Source organism: Alistipes sp. (assembly GCF_048465575.1).
Classification (GTDB): domain Bacteria; phylum Bacteroidota; class Bacteroidia; order Bacteroidales; family Rikenellaceae; genus Alistipes.
On record NZ_DBFWLG010000003.1, the window covers coordinates 1 to 21,549 of the forward strand.

Annotated in this window: 17 protein-coding genes, 1 pseudogene and 1 riboswitch; of the genes and pseudogenes, 5 read left to right on the top strand and 13 right to left on the bottom strand. The window is 63.9% G+C overall.

Going from position 1 to position 21,549, the window contains the following annotated elements:
• The first annotated feature begins 563 nt into the window (after window positions 1–563).
• From ACMQ11_RS00500 to ACMQ11_RS00510, 3 genes are all read left to right on the top strand, one after another.
• Window positions 564–731, top strand: coding sequence for a hypothetical protein (locus ACMQ11_RS00500; RefSeq protein WP_418990697.1), 168 nt, complete (start codon window positions 564–566; stop codon window positions 729–731).
• Window positions 732–795: 64 nt separating this feature from the next.
• A complete protein-coding gene (locus ACMQ11_RS00505; RefSeq protein WP_418990698.1) occupies window positions 796–1,509 on the top strand; it encodes an SDR family NAD(P)-dependent oxidoreductase in 714 nt (237 codons plus the stop codon).
• 5 nt (window positions 1,510–1,514) lie between these two features.
• Complete coding sequence (locus tag ACMQ11_RS00510) at window positions 1,515–1,901, top strand: hypothetical protein (protein WP_418990699.1); 387 nt, start codon at window positions 1,515–1,517, stop codon at window positions 1,899–1,901.
• A 31-nt stretch (window positions 1,902–1,932) separates the two neighbouring features.
• Here the strand turns inward: ACMQ11_RS00510 and pnuC are convergent, their stop codons facing one another.
• From pnuC to ACMQ11_RS00540, 6 genes are all read right to left on the bottom strand, one after another.
• Window positions 1,933–2,523, bottom strand: coding sequence for a nicotinamide riboside transporter PnuC (pnuC, locus tag ACMQ11_RS00515; protein ID WP_418990700.1), 591 nt, complete (start codon window positions 2,521–2,523; stop codon window positions 1,933–1,935).
• Window positions 2,524–2,737: 214 nt separating this feature from the next.
• On the bottom strand, window positions 2,738–5,065 hold the full coding sequence (locus ACMQ11_RS00520; protein WP_418990701.1) for a TonB-dependent receptor: 2,328 nt from the start codon (window positions 5,063–5,065) through the stop codon (window positions 2,738–2,740).
• A gap of 38 nt (window positions 5,066–5,103) precedes the next feature.
• Window positions 5,104–5,198, bottom strand: a riboswitch (TPP riboswitch).
• Window positions 5,199–5,333: 135 nt separating this feature from the next.
• The gene (gene xylE, locus ACMQ11_RS00525; protein ID WP_418990702.1) at window positions 5,334–6,746 is read right to left on the bottom strand and encodes a D-xylose transporter XylE; all 1,413 of its coding nucleotides are present in this window, start codon (window positions 6,744–6,746) and stop codon (window positions 5,334–5,336) included.
• A gap of 358 nt (window positions 6,747–7,104) precedes the next feature.
• Window positions 7,105–8,415: a xylose isomerase gene (gene xylA, locus ACMQ11_RS00530; protein ID WP_418990703.1), complete on the bottom strand. Its 1,311-nt coding sequence runs from the start codon at window positions 8,413–8,415 to the stop codon at window positions 7,105–7,107.
• Between the two features lie 47 nt (window positions 8,416–8,462).
• Entirely contained in the window at window positions 8,463–9,947 is a 1,485-nt protein-coding gene (locus tag ACMQ11_RS00535; RefSeq protein ID WP_418990704.1) for a xylulokinase, read from the bottom strand.
• A gap of 153 nt (window positions 9,948–10,100) precedes the next feature.
• Entirely contained in the window at window positions 10,101–10,847 is a 747-nt protein-coding gene (locus tag ACMQ11_RS00540; RefSeq protein ID WP_418990705.1) for an NUDIX hydrolase, read from the bottom strand.
• 218 nt (window positions 10,848–11,065) lie between these two features.
• Here ACMQ11_RS00540 and ACMQ11_RS00545 point away from each other — a divergent pair, with 218 nt between their 5' ends.
• Entirely contained in the window at window positions 11,066–11,977 is a 912-nt protein-coding gene (locus ACMQ11_RS00545; RefSeq protein ID WP_418990706.1) for an SDR family oxidoreductase, read from the top strand.
• 39 nt (window positions 11,978–12,016) lie between these two features.
• Here the strand turns inward: ACMQ11_RS00545 and ACMQ11_RS00550 are convergent, their stop codons facing one another.
• The 7 genes and pseudogenes from ACMQ11_RS00550 to ACMQ11_RS00580 all read right to left on the bottom strand — a co-directional run.
• The gene (locus ACMQ11_RS00550; protein ID WP_418990707.1) at window positions 12,017–13,069 is read right to left on the bottom strand and encodes an aldose epimerase family protein; all 1,053 of its coding nucleotides are present in this window, start codon (window positions 13,067–13,069) and stop codon (window positions 12,017–12,019) included.
• A complete protein-coding gene (gene gltX / locus ACMQ11_RS00555) occupies window positions 13,069–14,601 on the bottom strand; it encodes a glutamate--tRNA ligase (RefSeq protein ID WP_418990708.1) in 1,533 nt (510 codons plus the stop codon). The genes ACMQ11_RS00550 and gltX overlap by 1 nt, the downstream gene beginning before the upstream one ends.
• 58 nt (window positions 14,602–14,659) lie before the next feature.
• Window positions 14,660–15,388: an SIMPL domain-containing protein gene (locus ACMQ11_RS00560; protein WP_418990709.1), complete on the bottom strand. Its 729-nt coding sequence runs from the start codon at window positions 15,386–15,388 to the stop codon at window positions 14,660–14,662.
• 20 nt (window positions 15,389–15,408) lie between these two features.
• A complete protein-coding gene (gene ychF / locus ACMQ11_RS00565; RefSeq protein WP_418990710.1) occupies window positions 15,409–16,509 on the bottom strand; it encodes a redox-regulated ATPase YchF in 1,101 nt (366 codons plus the stop codon).
• Between the two features lie 282 nt (window positions 16,510–16,791).
• Window positions 16,792–17,199, bottom strand: coding sequence for a hypothetical protein (locus ACMQ11_RS00570; RefSeq protein WP_418990711.1), 408 nt, complete (start codon window positions 17,197–17,199; stop codon window positions 16,792–16,794).
• Window positions 17,200–17,317: 118 nt separating this feature from the next.
• Window positions 17,318–17,839, bottom strand: a complete 522-nt coding sequence (locus ACMQ11_RS00575; RefSeq protein ID WP_418990712.1) for a helix-turn-helix domain-containing protein — start codon at window positions 17,837–17,839, stop codon at window positions 17,318–17,320.
• A gap of 106 nt (window positions 17,840–17,945) precedes the next feature.
• Window positions 17,946–18,491 (bottom strand): annotated as a pseudogene (locus tag ACMQ11_RS00580) (transcriptional regulator); the annotation flags it as partial.
• A gap of 167 nt (window positions 18,492–18,658) precedes the next feature.
• On the opposite strand from ACMQ11_RS00580, the gene ACMQ11_RS00585 reads away from it, so the two are divergent.
• Complete coding sequence (locus ACMQ11_RS00585; RefSeq protein ID WP_418990713.1) at window positions 18,659–21,541, top strand: GH92 family glycosyl hydrolase; 2,883 nt, start codon at window positions 18,659–18,661, stop codon at window positions 21,539–21,541.
• The last annotated feature ends 8 nt before the right edge of the window (window positions 21,542–21,549 follow it).

Genomic DNA, 21,549 nt, shown 5'->3' on the forward strand with positions numbered 1-21,549 from the left:
CTTTGCGATTGAGCGAGGGCAAAGACCGCTTGCGGGTTTTGCCGAGCGTGAGCAAAGTCAAGCCGCCGAAAGGCGGGTTAAAGGTGAACCGACGCAGCGAGCGAGTGCAGAGACTGCGCAGCAGGCTTAACTGCGGCTAAGCGAGTGCAGAGACCGCTTGCGGGCTATGCCAGCGGGAGCCAAGTCGAGTTGTTCACAGCGGGACACGCCCGACCGAACAAACCGAACGAACGAACAAGGGGTGGCCTGTGTTCGTTCGGTGTTTGCAGAGGTGGACACGCCAGACCGAACAACCGAACGAACGAACAAGGGGTGGCCTGTGTTCGTTCGTTCGCGTGTTCGCAGAGGGGCAGGTGAAAGGTGAAAAGTGAAAGGTTAAAGGTGAAAAGTGAAAGGTGAACCGACGCAGCGAGCGAGTGCAGAGACTGCCCAGCAGGCTATGCCGAGCGGGAGCAAAGTCAAGCCGCCGTAAAACAAGGTGAAAAGTGAAAGGTGAAAGGTGAAAGAAGAATTTTGCAGGTAAGCTGTCTCTGCCCTCGCTCAATCGCAAAGTGGTCGAGCGTATGCTGTACGAGGTCTACGAACGGCTGCTCCAATCCTATGCGCTCACGGCGCAGGAGCGGTACGAGCGGCTGCTGGAACGCTGCCAGGGACTGCTCGGTCCGGTTCCACTGCACGAACTGGCCTCCTACCCTGGAGTGCAACCCGCCACGCTGAGCCGCATCTGCTGACGCATTCGTCGATTTCTCGATCCGGTTCGAGGTTTTTCGGCTCCGATACGCTATTTTTGTCGGTATGAAACGGGTCATTATCATCGGCGCGAGTTCGGGCATCGGACGCGGACTGGCGGAACACTATCTTCGGGAGGGGTGTCGGGTCGGGCTGGTCGGCCGCCGGGAGCATCTGCTCCGGGAGGTGGCGGACTGCGATCCCGAACGCTGCCGCTATGCCGTCGCCGACATTTCCCGGCCGCACTCCGCGGCCGCACTGGAGCATCTGGCAGCGACGCTGGGCGGCATGGATTTGTGCGTGGCGGCGGCCGGGACGGGCGAGCTGAATCCGGCGCTCGATTTCGACCTCGAAGCGTCTGCCATCCTCACCAACGTGCTGGGCTGGACGGCGGCCGTCGACTGGGCCTACGCCTTTTTCGAGCGGCAGGGCGGAGGCCATCTGGCCGTCATCACCTCGCTCGGGGGCCTGCGCGGCAGCGGGGCGGCTCCGGCCTACAACGCCTCGAAAGCCTACCAGATCAACTACACCGAGGGGCTGCGGCAGCGAGCCGCCCGGGCGCGGCTCGCCCTGACGATTACCGACCTGCGCCCCGGGCTGGTCGCCACGGCAATGGCCAAGGGCGAGGGCCTGTTTTGGGTCATGCCCCTCGATCGGGTCGTGCGGCAGATCGTGCGGGCCTTGCATCGACGCAGGCGCGTGGCGGTCGTCACGCGGCGCTGGCGCATCGCAGGGTGGCTGCTGCGGCATCTTCCTACCTGGATTTATCTTAAAATGTGATGGATATGAACGGATGGTTCCTGGCCGCAGGCTTTCTGGCGGGTGCGGCGTTTTTCGTACATGTGGTCGCCGGAAACCGGTTTTATTCGCTGGCACGGCCGGCCGATGCGCGTTCCGACGGCTACGAAGCGTGGCTGATGGGGCGCTGCGGCGTGCAAATGATTACGGTCGATCTGGCCCTTGCGACGCTGTTCCTGCTGCTGCTGGGTTGCGGGGTCATTGCGCGCAACCCCTGCCTGGAGCTCCTGCTGCTGGCCACCTACGGCGGCTGGTGCGTCTTCTGGCTCGTGTCGTTGGCTTGGGAACGGGCCGCTGCGGGCCGTTATCTGCGCCTGTGCCATTGGGGGCTGTTTCTTGTCATCGCCGTGCTTATCGGGTTGGGGATGAGGTGACAAGTCCCGACCGTTTCGGCCGGGACTTAATCTATGCGACCTGCCGCCGCCAGCGCAGGTACCCCGCGACGGCCAGCGCCGAGTAGAGCAGGTAGAGTCCTGCCGTGAGCGGAATCCCCTTGTAGAGGTAGAGTCCGACGCTGATGCCGTCCACCGCGAGCCACACGAGCCACTGCTCGACGTACTTGCGCGAGAGCATCCACATGGCCGCCATCGAAAGGGCGGTCGAGAGGCCGTCCCATCCGGGCACGGTGCTGTCGGTGAAGCGCACCAGGAGCAGGTAGAGGAGCCCGAATGCGCCCGCTGCGGCCGCTGCGAGCAGGGGCACGAGCCGCAAGGGGGTGTGCGCGATCCCCGGAGCGGGCTGTGCCGTGGGGTGCTTCTCTGTCCGTCCCGATCTTCTCCCCGCACGCCAGACGATCCAGCCGTAGAGGCCGGCCAGGATGTAGTAGCCCTGCATCGAGGCGTCGGCGTAGAGCCCTGCGTGGAGGTAGAGCGTGCCGTGCACCAGGGGCATGACGAGCCCCACGGCCCACAGCCGAATATCGGCCCGGTACTCCAGCCAGAGATAAAGGAGCCCCAATGCGACCCCGACGATTTGCAGTACGAGTTTCCAGTCCATAACGGTGCGATTCACAATTCACAATTCATAATTGAAAAAAACGACGAGGCCCTCGCCGCTGCAAGCGGCGGCAGCCCGGAGCCTCGCCGGGCGAAAGGCTGCTTCTCTGCCCCGAGGGCTGCGGGCAACCCATTCGCAGGCTCCGGGCCGCAAAACCCGGGAGCCCCCCCCCACCAATCAATTCTTAATTTTTAATTCTTCATTCTTAATTGGTTCAGAACCTGACCGTCACATTGGCCAGCACGTGCAGCGGTGCCTGGGCAAAGTAGTAGGCCAGGTCGTGCTGCGCTTTCTCGGCGTCTTTGCGGGCGAAATACTGCGAATAGCCGTAGCCGTTGCTCTCGTACACGGCATTGAACAGGTTGTAGAGCGTAAGACCGAAGCGCACGCTGCCCCCGGTACGCCGCGAGAGGGTGTAGGCGAGGTTGAGGTTCGAGACGCAGTAGTCATCGAGCCGCATGTTCGGGTTGGCGTAGTTGGTGAAATACTGCTCGCCGACATACTGCGTGTGCAGCACCGCCTCGAAGCCCCGCACGTGGAAATCCACCATCACAGCACCCATCCGCTCGGGCGAGTAGGAGATGCACGTGGTCCCTATCGGCGTCTCGTGGTAGCCGCCGTCCCAGTCGGCGACCTTGTTGGTGTAGTTCTCGATGCGGTTCTGCGAGAACGTGGCGTTGGCCGAGAGGGTCAGCCACGAGGCCGTGCGCCACGAAGCCGTCAGCTCGATCCCGCGCCGGTAGCTGTCCGGAACGTTGATATTCAGCGCGTCGTAGCTGTCGTTGACCTGCCCGGTCTTCACGAGCTGATCGCGGTAGAGCATGTAGTAGAGGTTGACGCCGACGTCGATGCGGCGCCGCGAGAAACGGTAGCCGATCTCGTAATCGTACATCTTCTCGCTGGAGGGGAACGTCTCGCGGAAACGGTCTGTAAAGTCGCTGCGCGTAGGCTCTTTCTGCGCAACGGCAAAGGAGGCGAAGAGGGCGTGACCGGGTGCGAATCGCCATGTCAGTCCCGCACGGGGGTTGAAAAAGTGGTACTGCTCGTCGACGTCGATCCGCTGCATGGCTTCGATCGCTTCGTCGTAGTTGTCGTTTACGCCCCACGCGCGGTAGCTCACGTAGCGATACTGGAGGTCGGCAAAGAGGTCGAGCCCGCGTGTTACGCTCCACGAAGCGCGGGCGAAGAGGTTGGCGTCCTGTTTATCGACATCGTTGCGGTACCAGCGGGCGCTGCGGTCGAACTCGATCTGTTCGACCCACTCCAGTTCGCCCCAGTGGGGGCAGGTGTAGTAGCTCCACGAGCCGCCGGCCGAGAGTTCCAGCCTTTCGGAGGTGTAGTGCGCGGCGGCATTCACGCCCCCCAGGTGGTTGCGCATGACCTTTTCGCGGATCAGGTCGCGCCGGACCTTGTTCCCCTCCGCGTCGTAGGCCACGTCCTCCGCAAAGCCGTATTCGTAGAGCTTCGCGTCGTCCTTGTACTGCTTGTAGTAGCCGTAGCCGTAGGTGTAGAACGCCGTGGCGTTGAGCCTCCAGCGGTCGCCGAGGCGCTGCGTGAGGACCAGTTGGTTGTTGATCTGGAGGTAGTTGTCGGTCTGGTCGTCGTAGTAGGCGACCTGCATCCAGCCGTCGCTCCAGCCGTCGAGGGCCTGCTCGCTGTTCCAGATGCGGTGCGCCGCGGGGTCAGACGTGGTGTACATCCCCTCGGGATTGAAGCGGCGTCCGTTCAGACGCATCTCCTCGCGCGTGGCCCCGGTGTAGGAGAGAGCCGTCGAGGCCTTGCCGCCGAACGAGAGGAGCTTCAAGGAGGTGCCGCCCTTGTAGTAGGCGCCCTGGAAGAGATACGACTTGAGGTCCGTGGCTCCGCGGTCGACGTAGCCGTCGGAGGCGATATGCGTCAGGCGTGCCTCCACGGCCCAGCGTCCGCCCATGAGCCCCGACGAGATGCCCACGGCCTGCTTCTGGGTGTTGTACGAGCCGTAGGAGAGCGAGGCCGAGCCGCCGAACGCGGTCGGGAGGGCGTCGGTCGACATGTTGATCGCCCCGCCGAACGCCCCGGTGCCGTTGGTCGAGAGGCCCGCGCCGCGCTGCACCTGGATCGTGCCCACGGCCGAAATGAGGTCGGGGGTGTCGTACCAGTACATCGCGTGCGAATCGGGGTTGTTCATCGAGACGCCGTTGATGGTGACGTTCAGGCGCGTGGCGTCGGTGCCCCGGAGGCGCATCGAGGTGGCGCCGATGCCGATGCCGGTCTCGTTGGTGGCCACCATCGAGGGGGTGAGGGCCAAAACCGACGGGATGTCGGTGGCGTAGCTGTGGCGGACGATCTCTTCGTAGTTGAGGTCGGAATAGGCCACCGGGGTCTTTTCCGTGGCGCGCGCGGCCGTCACGGAGACCTCTTCGATGCGGTGGATGCGCAGCGAATCCGCGGGTCGTTTCTCTTCGGTGCGCGGGGTTTCACCGGCTGCGGGATGCTCAGCGGGCCGGGCGTTCGCGGCGGCCGCAAGGGCGAGGGCCGCAATGGGTACGAAAAACCTTTTCATGTTTAAAACGTTTGAGTTAAAGAACTGAAAAGGGGTATGTGTGAAAGATTATCTGTCCCGGTCTCGGCATTACCCGTATCCGGTTCAATGGGTATAATCTCAGCCTGAAAGTAAGGCACCCCTTTGGAATATCGGGGGCAAAGGTAACAATAAAATTAAGAATTAAAAATTAAGAATTAAGAATCGAGAATTTTCATGACACGAAAAAGCCGCCCCTCCTTCCGGAAGAACAGCTCATGCCCAATTTTTAATTCTTAATTCTTAATTCTTAATTTCTCCAGAGTTTGGACATCTCCTCGAGCGTCCTGCCCTTGGTCTCGGGCACCCAGCGCCAGACGAAGAGGGCCGAGAGGAGCGACATGAGGGCGTAGATGCAGTAGGTGCCGCCCACGGACCAGGCGCTGAGCGAGGGGAACGTGGCCGAAACCAGAAAATTCGAGATCCACTGCGCCGCCACGGCGATGGCCACGGCCTGCGAACGGATGGTGTTGGGGAAGATTTCGGAGATCAGCACCCAGCAGATCGGGCCCCACGACATCATGAACGAGGCGGTGTAGAGGATGATGAAGACCAGTGCCGCCACCCCGATAGCCCCCGTGAACGAGAGCGCCGCCAACGCTGCCATGCCGATCATCATGCCTGCCGAGCCGATAATCAGGAGCGGCTTGCGGCCCACCTTGTCGACCGTGAAGATGGCCACCACGGTGAAGAGGATGTTGACGATGCCCATCACCACGGTCTGGATCATCGACGTGTCGCCCGTGGCGCCCATGTTCTCGAAGATGCGGGGCGCATAGTAGAGCACCACGTTGATGCCGATGGCCTGCTGGAAGAACGACAACAGGATGCCGATCACGATCACCCCGACGCCGTAGGCGAAGAGTCGTTCGCGCTTCTCGTGCACCGTGGCCTTGATCTCGGAGAGGATCGTGCGGGCCTCCTGCGTGCCGTTGATGCGTTCGAGCACCCGGAATGCCCGGGTGTCGTTGCCTTTGAGGGCCAGGAAACGCGGAGTTTCCGGCACGAGCATGATCAACAGGAAGAACGCCCCGGCCGGGAACGCCTCGGAGAGGAACATGCGGCGCCAGCCGATAGCGGTCATGGCGGCCTGAACGGCCTCCGAGGTATCGCCCAGGTGGTTGCGGATCAGGTAGTTGACAAAGTAAACCACCAGCATGCCGAAGATGATGGCAAACTGGTTGCACGAGACGAGCGTACCGCGGATGCGGGCGGGCGAGATTTCGGCGATGTACATGGGGCAGACGGCCGAAGCCAGTCCCACGCCGATGCCGCCCAGGATGCGGTAGAGGTTGAAGACGACGAGCAGCGTCATCGACGGCTGGCCGTAGGGGAGCATGCCGCTCTCGGGCCACCACGACCCGATGGCCGAGATGAAGAACATGACGGCGGCGGCGATGAGCGATTTCTTGCGTCCGAAGCGCGAGGCCAAAAGGCCCGAGAGCGCACCGCCGACGACGCAGCCCAACAGGGCGCTCGAGGCGGTGAAGCCGTGCCAGCCGGGGGTATAGAGCGCGCCCAGTCCGCTCTGGAAGAATTGCTGGAGCGCTTTCTCGGCCCCCGAGACGACGGCCGTGTCGTAGCCGAACAGGAGACCTCCGATGATCGCCACCAGGACGATCGAGAAGAGGTAGGCGCGGCTGCCGGTTTGTCGGTTGGTCATTTTATTCAGGTTAAAAGTGAAAGGTGAAAGGTGATTCGAAAACGGTTCTCGATCTCCGAGCCTGACGAGGGGGCAATCCATAAATACACTGCTCGGATTGCGGAAAACGGCAGCACGCTGCAACGAAGCCTTTTTGATTTGTCCTCGCCGCCAGTGAACGGAAGATTCCTCGCATCCGCTCGGAATGACAATTCTATTCGATCCTTGATCGTAAGTCGAGGAGCCGCCTGCCGCCCCGCAGGCCAAGCCCCCGCCGAGGCGGGGGTTTGGGGGTGGGTCAGACTTGTAAACGCCGCCATCGGCGGCGAGAGAGGACGGTCGTTAGCTGCAAAACGGTCGAATAGCCCTCGCCGATTCATCAGATATACATGTTCACAATCGCTTCGAACAGCTCCTGGCGTCCGCTGCGCTGCACGGGGCAGTGCGTACGGGCGTACTCGGCGACCTCTTCGAGCGTGAGCTGCCCCTCTTCGAACTGCTTGCCCATGCCGCTGTCGTAGGAGGCGTAGCGCTCCGTAAGCATCTGGCAGTAGGGCGAGTTGTCGAGGATGTCGGCGGCGATCAGCAGCGCGCGGGCCATCACGTCCATCGCTGCGATGTGGGCGATGAAGAGGTCCTCGGGGTCGGTCGAATTGCGCCGCACCTTGGCGTCGAAATTCGTACCGCCCCCCTGCAAGCCGCCGCCGCGCACGATCACCATCATGGCCTGCACCATCTCGTAGAGGTCGATGGGGAACTGGTCGGTGTCCCAGCCGTTCTGGTAGTCGCCGCGGTTGGCGTCGATCGATCCGAGCATCCCGGCGTCGACGGCCGCCTGCAACTCGTGCTCGAACGTGTGGCCGGCGAGCGTGGCGTGGTTGACCTCGATGTTGACCTTGAAATCCTGGTCCAGGCCGTGGGCCCTCAGGAAGCCGATCACGGTCTCGGTGTCGACATCGTACTGGTGTTTCATGGGCTCCATGGGCTTGGGCTCGATCAGGAAATTGCCCCGGAAGCCTTTCGAGCGGGCGTAGTCGCGGGCCATGCGGAGCATGGTGGCCATGTGCTCTTTCTCGCGCTTCATGTCGGTGTTCAGCAGCGACATATAGCCCTCGCGGCCGCCCCAGAAGACGTAGTTCTCGCCGCCCAGTTCGATCGTCGCGTCGATGGCGTTCTTGATCTGGAGCATGGCGCGGGCTGCGGCGTCGAAATCGGGGTTCGTGGAGGCGCCGTTCATGTAGCGGGCATGGCCGAAGACGTTGGCCGTGCCCCACAGCAGCTTGATACCGGTCTCGGCCTGCTTCTGCTTGGCATAGGCGACGATTTCGCGCAGGTTCTTTTCGTACTCTTCGGGCGTGGCGGCTTCGTCCACCAGGTCCACGTCGTGGAAGCAGTAGAACTCGATACCCATCTTCTGCATGAACTCGAAGCCGGCGTCCATCTTGGCCTTGGCCCGCTCGACGGGGCATGCCGCCTCGTTCCAGGGGAAATGCTTGGTGCCGCCGCCGAACTGGTCGCCTCCCTCGGCGCAGAGGGTGTGCCACCACGCCATCGAGAAGCGCAGCCAATCTTTCATCTTGCGCCCCTTGACGACCCGCTCGGGTTCGTAGTAGCGGAATGCCATCGGGTTTTTCGAGGCCGGGCCCTCGAATCGGATCTGTCCCACAGAGGGGAAATACTGTTTTGCCATAGTTTTATGATTTGAAAATGTATTTTTTAATTCTCAATTTTTAATTTTTAATTCTTAATTCGTCTCTCCACCTCCTCGACCCATCGCCGGTAGCCCTCCTCGAGCGCTGCGCGGTCGGCTTCGACCGGTTCGACGACCTCCAGGCGGCTGAGCGACGCGAAAGCCTCCTCGCGCGTCTTGTAATAGCCCGCACCCAGCGCCGCTCCGCGTGCAGCTCCCAGTGCGCCGTCGGTGTTGAACAGTTCGATCCGGGCGCCCGTGAGGGTCGAGAGCGTACGGCGGAACAACGGCGAGAGGAAAAGGTTGGCCTCGCCGGCGCGGATCACGTCGGGCCGCAGCCCAAGGCCGCGCATCAGGTCGATGCCGTAGCGGAACGAGTAGGCGATCCCCTCCTGCGCGGCGCGCAACAGGTGGGCCGTGGTGTGGCGGTTGAAATCGATCCCGACGATCCCGGCGCCCGTCGTGCGGTTGCAGAGCACGCGCTCGGCGCCGTTGCCGAACGGGAGCACCGACAGGCCGTCCGATCCGGCGGGGGCCGTTTCGGCCAGGGCGTTCATCTCGGCGTAGCCGAGGGTCTGCTGTGCGATGTGGCGGCGCATCCAGGAGTTGAGAATCCCCGTGCCGTTGATGCACAGCAATATGCCGTAGCGGGGAGCCGCCGCCGTGTGGTTGACGTGTACGAACGTGTTGACCCGCGACAGCGGATCGGCCTCGGGGGTGTCCACCACGCCGTAGACCACGCCGCTCGTGCCGCCCGTGGCGGCGATCTCGCCCGCCTCCATCACGTTGAGCGAAAAGGCGTTGTTGGGCTGGTCGCCTGCGCGGTAGCTGATCGGCGTGCCCTCGGGAATCCCCAGCAGTTGCTCCGTGGCGGCGTCGGTGCGGGCTTCGATGCCGATCGAGAGTCCGGCTCGCGGGATCATGGCGTGGGGAATGCCGTACCAGTCGGCCACGAAATCGGCCCGGCGCTCCTCCCGAAAATCCCACAGAATCTGCTCCGAGAGGCCGCTTACGGTGGTCGAGAGGTCGCCCGAGAGGCGGTAGGCGATCCAGTCGCCCGGGAGCAGGAAGCGGTCGATCCGCGCGAACACGTCCGGTTCGTTGCGCCGCACCCAGGCCAGTTTCGAAGCCGTGAAATTGCCCGGCGAGTTGAGCGTATGCTCCAGGCAGCGGTCGCGTCCGATACCTTCGAGCGCTTCGGCGCCGATCCCGACGGCCCGCGAGTCGCACCAGATGATCGCCCGTCGCAGGGGACGGCCCGCGGCGTCGAGCGCCACCAGCCCGTGCATCTGGTAGGTGATCCCGATCGAGACCACCTCGCGCATCGGATGGCGGGCGGCGATTTTACGAATGCCCTCTGTTGCGTAGTGCCACCACAGGTCGGGGTCCTGCTCGGCCCAGCCGCTGCGGGGCGCGTCGATGGGCATTTCCGACGCGGGGTTGGTCTCGGAGGCCGCACACCGGCCCGTGGCGATGTCGAGCAGCGAAACCTTGACCGAAGATGAACCGATGTCGATACCTAAGCTGTACATGGTTAATGGATGTTGTTGGTTTGTCTTTTTTTGCGGAGCGGCACGAAGCCCCTCCCGAGGGAGGGGTTTGGGGTGGGGTCAGAATCGAATACGCCGCCACAGGCGGCGACCACTACGGTCGAAAGCGGAAAGCCATACATGGTCGTAATTCGGTTAATATCTCCAGTTATTTATAAACCCCAGCCGGAGCTTCTCCTTGAGGGCCCGCTTGTAGGCGTTCTTATTAAAGGTATAGTATTGCGCGGGTTTGTGGGCCACGCCCTGTTCGCGTTCGGCGGTGGGGGTGAGAAAACCCGACGAGAGAATCTTCTTGCGGAAATTGCGGTTGTCGATCTCGATACCCAGCACCGCCGCATAGAGGTCCTGCAACTGGCGGATGGTGAACTTGCGGGGCAGCAGCTCGAAAGCCACGGGCGACTGGAGCATCTCGCGGCAGAGGACCCTCAGCGCCGTCGAGAGAATCTGCTTGTGGTCCATCGCCAGCCGCTGGATCGACTCCACCTCGACCCACTGCGCGCCCTTGGCCGTGGTGTAGGCGATGGTGCGCGCGTCGAGCTTCACCAGCGCGTAGTAGCCCACCGTCACCACCCGCTCGGTGCGGATGTTGTGGTAGCGGTTGATCCACTCCAGCTCCTCGCCCCAGACGCGCCGGGGGTCGGAGAATATCTCCATCTGTTTGAGGTAGACGTCCCTGAGTCCCGTGGCCTCCTCCAGTACGCGGTAGGCGGCGTCGGGCAGCGTCTCGTTTTCGAGAATCATCGCTCCGGGCAGTTTGAGCGGATCGAGGTGCGTGTCGGGAACGACGTAACGCCGCTCGATAAGGAGCACCTTGAGCGAGCGGCCGTCGAAACCGAAGACGGCGCAGTCGACCGACAGCGATTGGTTCATCTGGATGGACATGGGGTCCGGGTGGTTTTAGGTTCGAGTGTAAAATTAGGCCTTTTTCCGCAGAGATGCAAACTTATTGCCGAATTTACGCTAACTGCGCTCCGACCCTGCTTTTCAGGGTGGTGACGGGGCGTATTTCAAAGAGTAGACTTTACGTTAAGTAAGCGGCCGCCCGCATCGTCCGCCGTTGGTCCGAATATTGTATTTTTCCCGGCAAAACGAGTACGATTATGAGCAAAAAACAAGACAACAACAGCACAGAGACGCTTGTCGATCCGCGCAAAGCGTATTACACCGACGATTTCCCGCGCCAGCGGCAGGAGGCTCCCGGCGTGGAGGAGAAGATGACGCCCAAGCCCGATGCGGGCGAGCGCAGCTACCGCGGCTCGGGGCGGCTTCGGGGGCGCAAGGCCCTCATCACGGGCGGCGATTCGGGGATCGGACGCGCCGTGGCCATCGCCTATGCACGCGAGGGGGCCGACGTGGCCATCGGCTACCTCCCCTCCGAACAGCAGGACGCCGACACGCTCCGCACGCTTCTGGAAGAGGAGAAGCGGCGGATCGAACTGCTGCCGGGCGACATCCGAGACGAGGAGGTGAGCCGCGAGTCGGTGCGCCGGGCGGCCGAAAAGCTGGGCGGGCTGGACATCCTGGTGCTCAACGCCGGGATGCAGCAAGCCGTGAAGCATATCGAGGACCTGACGACCGAGCAGTTGCGCCGCACGTTCGAGACCAACGTCTACCCCATGTTCTGGATGGTGCAGGAGGCGCTGCCGTGCCTCCGCCCGGGGGCTTCGATCATCACCACCTCGTCGATCGAGGCGTTCGAGCCCAGCCCCATCCTGCTCGATTATGCGGCCACCAAGAGTGCTATCGCCGGATTTACCCGCGCGCTGGCCAAGCAGTTGGCCGACAAGGGCATCCGCGTCAACTCCGTAGCGCCCGGACCCGTCTGGACAGCGTTGCAGGTCACCGGAGGCCAGCCGCCCGAGAAGATTCCCGAGTTCGGCCAGAGCACGCCGCTCGGACGCGCCGGACAGCCGGCGGAGCTGGCGTCGGTCTATGTCTTCCTGGCCTCCGAGGAGTCGAGCTTCGTCTCGGCGCAGGTGATCGGCGTGACGGGCGGGCGGCTTACCTATTGAACGAACGAACGGGACCTCGAAAGGGTCCCGTTCGTTCGTTCAGCAGGTGCCGAACCTAAATACGATCTTCTGGCAGTAGGTCTCCCCGGGCCGCAGCAGCGGCGAGGGGAACTCGGGATGGTTCACGGCGTCGGGGTAGTTCTGGCACTCGATGGCCACCCCGTCGTAATCGGCATAGCGCCGTCCGGATTTGCTCTCGGGCGAGCCTGCGAGCCAGTTCCCGGTGTAGATCATCACGCTGGGCTGCGACGAGAGCACCTCGACGCGGCGGCCCGAGGCCGGGTCGCACAGTTCGCCGACCTCGCCCAGAATGCCCGGCTGCCAGCCGTCGACGAGGAACGGGTGGTCGTACCCCTTGAAATCGCGGATGTGGTTGAACTCCGCGTCGACGCCCTCGCGCAAGGGGCGCGCGGAGAGGAAATCCTGCGGCGTGCCGGTCGCTTCGAGCACCCGGCCCGTGGGTATCTGCCACGGGTCCATCTCCAGCACGCGCGAGCTGTTCAGGCGCAGGCAGTGGTCGAGGACCGTGCCGCTCGCTTCGCCCGCGAGGTTGAAATAGACGTGGTTCGTCAGGTTGACGGGCGTGGTGCGGTCGGTGCGGGCCAGATAGGTGATTTCGAGCGCATTGTCGTCGTCGAAATCGAAGACCGCCTCGACGTTCAGTTCGCCCGGATAGCCCTGGTCGCCGTCCTCCGAGAGGAGCGACATGACCACGCGGTTGGTCTCCACACGGCTCTCCCAGAGGCGGTTGGCGAAGCCGCGCGAACCGCCGTGGAGGTGGTTGCGGCCGTTGTTGACCTCCAGGGCGTACTGCTCGCCCTCGACCGTCATGCGGCCTCCGGCGATGCGGTTGGCCACGCGGCCCACGCTCTTGCCCATCGCGGGGCCGTCCGAAAAGTAGCCCTCGGGGTGCTTGTAGCCCAGCACCACGTCGGCCATGCGGCCCGCGCGGTCGGGCGCGGTGACGGCCACGATGGCGGCTCCGTAGTTCGACAGGCGCACCTCGGCTCCGTGCGCGTTGCGCATCGTGTAGAGGACGATGGCTTCGCCCTCGGGGGTCATGCCCCAGACGTGTTGTTCGATCTCGACCATTATTCGGCGGGTTTGAGGTTGTTCATGAGGTTGTCGATGCGGCGGAGGGTCTCCTCGCGGCCGATGAACGCCGTCACGTCGTACATGCCGGGGCCCTTGCCCGCGCCCACGAGGGCCAGGCGCAGCGTGTTCATCACCTGCCCCATGCCGTAGCCTTTTTCTTCGATCCAGGCGTGGACGATGCGTTCGGTGTTCGCAGCCGAAAAATCGTCGATTGCGGCCAGCACCTCGCGCAGCTCCCGGAGGATCGCCGGGTTGTCGCCTTTCCAGTACTTTTTCGCCTGCTTTTCCTCGTACTCCGTGGGTGCCGTGAAGAAGAACGACGTGAGGTCCCACAAGTCGGTCGTGAGCGTGGCCCGCTCCTTCATGATCCCGGCGGCGCGTCCGGCCAGCTCGTCCGTGGTCTCGATGCCGTGCTCGCGCAGGAGGGGTTGCAGGAGGGGGGCCAGCTCCGCGTCCGACAGGCGGTGCAGGTATTGGGCGTTGAACCAGCGGGCTTTCTCGGGCTGGAAGCGCGCGCCCGATTTCGAAACGCGCTCGAGCGAGAAATTGTCGATCAGCTCCTGCATGGAGAAAAGTTCCTGCTCGGTGCCGGGATTCCAGCCCAGGAGGGCGAGCATGTTGATGAACGCCTCGGGCAGGTAGCCGTCCTCGCGGTAGCCGCGGGCCGTCTCGCCCGTGGGCGAGGTCCAGAAGAGCGGGAAGACCGGGAAGCCCATCTTGTCGCCGTCGCGCTTGGAGAGTTTGCCGCCCCCGGTGGGTTTCAGGAGCAGCGGCAGGTGGGCGAAGCGGGGCTGCGTGTCGGTCCAGCCGAAAGCCTTGTATAAGAGGTAGTGCAGCGGCAGCGAGGGCAGCCACTCCTCGCCGCGGATGACGTGCGAAATCTCCATCAGGTGGTCGTCGACGATGTTGGCCAGGTGGTAGGTGGGCAGCGCATCGGCCGATTTGTAGAGCACCTTGTCGTCGAGCGTCGCCGTGTCGACCTCCACGTGGCCGCGGATCAGGTCGTCCATCACGACCCGTTCGTTTTCGGGCATCCGGAACCGGATGACCCACTGGTCGCCCCGGTCGATGCGCCGCTGCACCTCCTCGGCCGGGAGCGCCAGCGAGGTGGCCAGCCGGGAGCGCACGGCGTGGTTGTAGGCGAACGCCTCGCCCCGTGCCTCGGCCTCGCGGCGCAGTGCGTCGAGTTCTTCGGCCGTGTCGAATGCGTAATAGGCCCAGCCGGCCTCGACCAGTTGCAGGGCGTAGCGCAGGTAGATTTCGCGCCGCTCGCTCTGGCGGTAGGGGGCGTGGGGGCCGCCGACGCCGACGCCCTCGTCGATCTCGATACCGCACCAGGCCAGCGATTGCATGATATACTCCTCGGCGCCGGGCACGAAGCGCTGCGAGTCGGTGTCCTCGATCCGCAGGATCATCGTGCCGTGGTGGCGGCGGGCGAAAAGGTAGTTGTAGAGTGCCGTGCGGACGCCGCCGATGTGCAGCGGTCCGGTGGGGCTGGGTGCGAAGCGCACCCGGACGGGTCTTTCCATTTATCTGTTGTTTTGTAATTCCACTGCGGACGGGAGTGCACCGTCGATGCGGAGAGCACTACTTGATCCGGTACTCGATCCGCATGGTGATGCGCGCCTTTTTCTGGCGGCTCGAGGTATTGAACGACCCGCCGGCCGAGAACTCCTCGTTGGAGTTGGCCCCCGTGATCTGGAAGACGCCCATGCGGGCCGAAGCCACGCGGCCGATCTTCGTCCCGGCGTTCTGGGCGATCTTCTCCGCCCGCGTGCGGGCGTCGGCCGAGGCCTTTTCGATCAGGCCCATCTTCACGTCGTCGAGCTTGGTGTAGTAGTAGTCCGGGGCATAGGCCTCGATCGAAACCCCCTGGGCGATGAGCGACGAAATTTCGCGCGAGATGGTCTCGACTTTCTCCACGTCGGCCGATTCGACGATGAAGCGCTGCCGGAGCTGGTAGCCCGTGAAGCGCTGCCCGGCCCAGTTGCCGTTGGCGTTGTAGACCGGGGCGTACTGCTTGTCGGTGTTCACGAACTCGAAGACCACGGCTTCGGCCGGAAGCCCTTTCGCGGCGAGGTACTGCTGCACCTTGCGCTTGCTCTGCTCGATCTGGGCATAACCCGCGGCGACGTTATCGGCCTCGGCCGTGAGCGTGCCGGACCAGACGATCAGATCGGAGGTGAACTGCGTCTCGCCCAGTCCGGTGACCAGGATGGTGTCCTGCGCGCGGAACTTGTAGGTGTACGAACGGCCCAGCACGAGGGCGCAGACGATGGCCGCGAGGCCGAGGATGAGGTACTTTGCGATTTTCATGGCGGTATGTTTTAACTTGGTCAGACGTTGAACAGAAAGTGCATGATGTCGCCGTCCTGGACGACGTACTCCTTGCCCTCGATGCCGATTTTGCCCGCATCGCGGCACGCTTTTTCACTGCCCAGGGCCACGTAGTCGTCGTACTTGATGACCTCGGCGCGGATGAATCCCCGCTCGAAATCGGTGTGGATGATCCCGGCCGTCTGGGGGGCTTTCATCCCCCGGCGGTAGGTCCAGGCGCGCGACTCGTCGGCTCCGGTGGTGAAGAACGTTTCGAGCGAGAGCAAATTGTAGGCCGCTTTTATCAGCCGTTCGACGCCCGACTCCTGCAATCCCAGGTCCTCGAGGAACATTTGCCGCTCCTCGTAGGTCTCCAGTTCGGCGATGTCGGCCTCGGTGGCGGCGGCGACGACGAGCATTTCGGCCTGTTCGTCGACGATGGCCGCGCGGACGGCTTCGGTGTAGGCGTTGCCCGTCGAGGCGCTCCCCTCGTCGACGTTGCACACGTAGAGGACGGGTTTGTCGGTCAGGAGGTTCAGGTCGGCGACCAGCTTGCGGTCCTCCTTGTCGAGTACGACCGTGCGGGCCGAGCGGCCCTGTTCGAGCACCGACTTGTATTCGAGGAGCAGCTCGACGGTCCGCCTGGCCAGCTTGTCGCCGCCCGAGGTGGCCTGCTTCTGCGTCTTGGCGAGGCGGTTTTCGACGGTTTCGAGGTCCTTTAACTGCAATTCGGTGTCGATGATCCCCTTGTCGCGCACGGGGTCGACCGTGCCGTCGACGTGGGTGATGTTCGCGTCGTCGAAGCAGCGCAGCACGTGGAGGATGGCGTGGGTGTTGCGGATGTTCGAGAGGAACTTGTTGCCCAGCCCCTCGCCCTGCGAGGCGCCCTTGACCAGTCCGGCGATGTCGACGATCTCGATGGTGGTCGGGACGACCCGGCGGGGGTTGTCGATCTCGGCCAGCCGGACCAGCCGCTTGTCGGGCACGGTGATGACGCCCACGTTGGGTTCGATGGTGCAGAACGGAAAGTTGGCCGCCTGGGCCCGGGCGTTCGAAAGCGAGTTGAAGAGGGTCGATTTACCCACGTTGGGGAGGCCGACGATGCCGCATTGTAAAGCCATTTCGTTGTCTTTGGTTTTGGTGACCGAAACAGGGCGGGCCCTCAAAGCGCGGGGCGCAGCCTGTCTGAGCCGGAATCAATCCGAGCACAAAGATAAGCATAAAAAACGAAAGGACGAGAAAAAGCTCTCGCGGACGGCAAAAAACAACGGTGCGCCCCCGCGAGGTTCTTTCTTCCCCGAACGCCGCGTCCGTCCCGATTGCGGAGCCGGCTGGGTTCGGGTAGCGGCGTTTTTTCTTTCAGGATGAAAATCGACCGTCCACCGGGGACCGGCCAGTCGGAATCAGGGTTGCGGGATGTAACCCGACCGCCACTGGATGAGTTCGCAACCGACCGCCAGGGAGTCCCTGTCGAATGCGATGAAGAGGTCCTCTCCCTTGCAGGGGTCGATGTCGAGCAACCGGTACTCGACCGCTATTGCATACCGGATACCGGGCACCGAATCCTGTTCGTTCACGAAATAGGACTTGCCCAGCAGCTCCACGACCTCCCGAAAGTGCATGCCTGCTGCCAGGCGGTTGCGCATGAGGTCCTCGACCATGCACTTTCTGGAATAATAGTGGCCGTCCCATGCGTCCCAGCCTTTCCGGTCGAACGGAACGGATTTCTCGCCGCAGCCCGTCAGCACGCAGACGAGCATGCACAAAACCCAGCCGGCCCGCAGTCGGGCGAATTTTCTGTCGGAGCTCATGGTCGTTCGTTTCGTTCGGCGCTTGTCCGCCAGCCGTTCGGCGGCGAAAGGCCGGGAACAAAATTAATCGTTTTTTGCGAATTTTCCGCCCGAAGCCGTGTAAACGGGCTGTGCGGCGTCAGAGCCGGTGCGCCTTGCGCTGGCGGTATTCCGACGGGGACATGCCCTTTAGCTGGCGGAACGTGCGCGAAATGTTCTTGATGTCGGTGAAGCCCAGCTCGCCCGCGGCGTCCGAGACGCTCAGCCCCTCCGAGAGCAGCTGCGCCATCTTCTCGATGCGCACGCGGATTACATAGTCGTAGATCGAGGTGCCCATGCTGCGCTTGAAGCGCGCTTCCAGCAGCCGGCGCGAAAGGGGCACGAGCGCCACCAGTTCGTCGACCGGAATCTTCTCGCGGATGTTCTCGTGGATGTATTTCAAAACCTCGGCGATGTGGGGGTCGTTGTTGGCGTAAATGTCCGTCGACTGGCGGGTGACGATGTGCGTCGGGGCGACCATCACGTCCTCGCGCGGAGCCGTGGGGTCGTGCAGGATGCGGTCGATCAGGTGCGCCACGTCGTAGCCGCCCTGCTCGATATTCTGGTTGAGCGACGAGAGGTTGGGGGCCGACAGGCGGCAGATCGTCTCGTCGTTGTCCACGCCCAGGACCGCTATGTCGTCCGGAATGCGGAAATTTCCCCCCCCCCTCGATCTGGCACGCTTCGGTGATGTGGTAGGCCTGGTTGTCGTCGCAGGCCATGATCGCCACGGGCTTGGGAAGCGCCTGGAGCCAGGTGGTCAGCTGCACGGGGTCGTAGAGCCACAGATCGGTCTGCGACGGGTTCCGCAGGGCCGAAAAGGTGAATTCGGGGTTGGCCCGGCGGACGGTCTCGCGGAACCCCTGGCAGCGCTCGTCCGACCAGACGATGCCGCGCGTGCCGTAGAACGCGAAGTGGCGGAACCCCTTTTTGAGGAAATACTCGGCGCCGATGCGCCCGGCCTCGTAGTGGGGGCCGGTGATGTTGGGGATCGAGGCGAAGCGGGCCTTGAAATCCTGCGCCACGGCGATGATGCCGTGGCGGGCGAAGAGCTCTACTTTGTCCGTGTTGTAGAACTGGCCGATCACCGCGTCGGCGTGCATCCGCCGTGCCCAGTCGATGACCGCTTCGATACCGAACTTGTCGCGGATCGAGAGCGGCAGGCGGCAGAGGCTCCACGCCTGCCCCTTGTCGTGGGCGTAGCGCGCGATGCCCAGGAGCAGCGTGCGGGCGTAGGCTTCGGAAAAGTCCGTGAGGAAGATGATGCGTGCCATCGCGGGTTCGGGTTGATTGGGTAAAGTTACGTTTTTTTTCGCAAACGCACACCGCCCGTGCGATTATGCGCAAAATGAGGAGGCAAAAGCGCAAATCGCCCCAAGCAGAACCGGCGTTGCATCCTATATTTGTACAACCCGAATTCAACCCTGAACCGCTACCGACCATGATGCGACCTCCGATCCCCGTACTGGCTGCGCTGGCTTTCGTCTGCTGCACGCACCCCTCCGATCCGCTCGAGTGGGTGGACCCGTTTATCGGCACGGGTTTCCACGGCCACACCTATCCCGGCGCCACGACCCCCTTTGGCATGGTGCAGCTCAGTCCCGACACACGCTCGGGCGACTGGGACGCCTCGGCCGGTTACCATTGGGACGACACGACCATCGACGGCTTCTCGCATACCCACCTCAGCGGCACGGGCTGCGCCGACCTGGGCGACATTCTCTTTCATCCGGCTACGCGCGAGGAGGTGGTCCGCGAGGGTGAGTACCTCCACCGGGCGCACGCCTTTTCGCACGCCGACGAGCGCGCTTCGTGCGGCTACTACGCGGTGCGGCTGCGCGAGGAGGGGATCGACGTCGAGCTGACCGCCGCACCCCGCACGGGCGTCCACCGCTACACGTTCCGCGGCAAAGGCCCCCGGCGGGTGGTGGTCGATCTGATGCACACCCTTTCGGACGAGCGGGTCGATCTGCGCGAGCTGCGGCAGACCGCGCCCGACGAGATTGCGGGCATGCGCCGCACCCAAGGGTGGGTGGCCGACCACTATGTTTTCTTCTCGGCCCGTTTCTCGGAGCCGTTCGAAAAGGTCGAACTGCTGGGCGACCGGCAGGCCGTGGTGACTTTCGCGCCGAAGCTGAAGACCCTGACCGTGGCCGTAGGGCTGTCGTCGGTAAGCGCGGGCAATGCGCGTGAAAACAGCCTTGCGGAGGTGCCCGACCTCGATTTCGACGCCGTGCGCAGCCGGGCCGAAGCCCTCTGGCGCGAAGCACTCTCCCGGATCGAGGTCGAGGGCGGCACGTGCGCCCAGCGGATCGATTTCCATACGGCGCAGTACCACGCCCTGCTGACGCCCAACCGCATGAACGACTGCAACGGCGAGTACCGCCGCCACGACGGAACGATCGCCCGGGTGCCGGCCGGACGCAACTACTACTCGACCTTTTCGCTGTGGGACACGTTCCGGGCGTGGCATCCGCTGCAAACCCTGGTCGACACGACGCTGGTCGCCGACATGACGCGGAGCCTGATGGACATGTACGACGCGACGGGAGAGCTGCCCATCTGGCCGCTGGCCTCGGGCGAGACGGGGACGATGATCGGCTACCACGCCGTTTCGGTCCTCGCCGACGCCTGCCTGCGGGGCATCGTACCGTGCGATGCGGACCGGGTGCTCGATGCCATGATCCGCTCGTCCAATATCAACGGGAAAGGCTCCGACTACTACACGGCACAGGGGTTCATCCCTGCGAATGTCAAGCGCGAATCGGTCTCCTGCACCCTCGAATACGCCTACGACGACTGGACCATCGCCCGGCTGGCCGAGGCGCTCGGCCGCGAAGACACGGCCCGCGACTACTACCGCCGCGCGGCCAACTACGCCAATGTCTTCGACGGCTCGACGCGCTTCTTCCGCGGCCGCCGGCAGGACGGAGGCTGGACCGAGCCGTTCGAGGAGTTCGCCACGGGGCGCGACTACACCGAGGCGACCCCCTGGCACTACCGCTTCTTCACCCCGCACGACGTGCACGGCCTGGAGCAGCTCTTCGGCGGCCGCGAGGCGTTCCGGGCGGAGCTGGACCGCCTCTTCACGCTCGAATCCTCGGAGATGCAGCTCGACGTGGCCGACGTGACGGGCCTCATGGGCCAGTACGCCCACGGCAACGAACCCAGCCACCACATGGCCTACCTCTACAACTACGTCGGGCAGCCCTGGAAGACGCAGGCCCTCACGCGCCGCCTCCTGGACGAGATGTACGCCCCCACGCCCGAGGGGATCGTCGGCAACGAGGATTGCGGACAGATGTCGGCGTGGTACATCTTCACGGCGCTGGGGTTCTATCCCGTCTGCCCCGGCTCGGGCGAATACGTGCTCACCGCACCGCTGTTCGACCGGGCCGCCGTGCGGCTGGCCAACGGCCGCACGCTCACCGTCACGGCCGACGATCCCGCCCGCAACCGCTACATCGCCTCCGTGACGCTCGACGGGGCGTCCGTCGACCGCAATTTCGTGACCTACGACGAACTGATGCGGGGCGGCGAGCTGCATTTCGCGCTGCGCCCGACGCCCGACACCCTGCGCTGCACGGGCCCCGAGGCGGAGCCTTACTCGATGACGCGCGGCGAGGCGGTCTCGGTACCCTATACCACGCAGTCGCTCAGCCTCTTTACCGAGCCGGTCGAGGTGCAGCTGGCCACCACGACGCCCGGGGCCGCGATCCGCTATACGACGGACGGCAGCGAGCCCGACTCGCTCGCGGCGCTTTACACCGCACCGTTTGTCGTCGACCGCTCGCTCACGCTCCGCGCCCGCGGCTTCAAGCGGGGGGCCGCCCCGAGCCGCACGCTGACCGTCGAAGCCGAAAAGGCCCTGTTCCTGCCCCCGGCGGCCGCCCGGGCGAGCGTACCCGGCGTGCGGTATACCTATTATGAGGGGACGTTCTCGTGCGTGGCCGAGGTCGAACGGGGACGCCGCATCGCCCGGGGCACAATGCCCGCGCCGTCGATCGCCGACGCCCCGGCCGAGGACCATTTCGGCTATGTGTTCGAGGGGCTGATCCGCGTGCCCGAAAGGGGCGTGTGGGAGTGGATGACCAAGAGCGACGACGGCAGCGTGCTGTGGATCGACGGCCGCAAGGCGGTCGACAACGATTCGTCGCACGCCGCGGTGGCCGCCACCGGGCGCTTGGCGCTCGACGAGGGGCTGCACCGCTTCCGCCTGGTCTATTTCGAGGATTACGAGGGGCAGGAGCTCGCGTGGGGCTGGAAAGCGCCCGGCGCCGCGGAGTTCGAGCCCGTTCCGGCCGAAAATCTCTATGTAGAATAAAGGATACG